Origin of the sequence: Streptomyces katrae (genome assembly GCF_000966975.1) — a bacterium.
Lineage (GTDB): Bacteria > Actinomycetota > Actinomycetes > Streptomycetales > Streptomycetaceae > Streptomyces > Streptomyces katrae.
The window spans coordinates 1-253 of the sequence record NZ_JZWV01001803.1 but is presented as its reverse complement, the minus strand read 5'-3'; the positions used below and the strand labels follow the sequence as shown (position 1 = coordinate 253).

Annotated in this window: 1 pseudogene; it reads left to right on the top strand. The window is 81.4% G+C overall.

Features of this window, described 5'->3' with window-relative positions:
* Positions 1 to 253, top strand: a pseudogene (locus tag VR44_RS40645) (hypothetical protein); the annotation flags it as partial.

Below are 253 nucleotides of genomic sequence, written 5' to 3'. Positions count from 1 at the left end.
CCCCTCCCCGGAACCCCCCTCTCCGGAACCCCCCGCGCAGCCCGCCGCGGGCCCGGCCCGGCCCGGCACCCCGTACGGCAGTGCCCCCGCCGCCCTCGCCCGGTTCGCCGTGAGTTCCCACGTCCTGCGCGCCCTCGCCTCCACCGAGCCCACCCCCGAAGGGCTGCGGCTCGTCACGGACATCCGGCGGTCCAAACGGCTGCTCCTGCTGCGGGGCGGCCTCGACGCCGCGCCCCGGGGGGGGGGCGGGGGG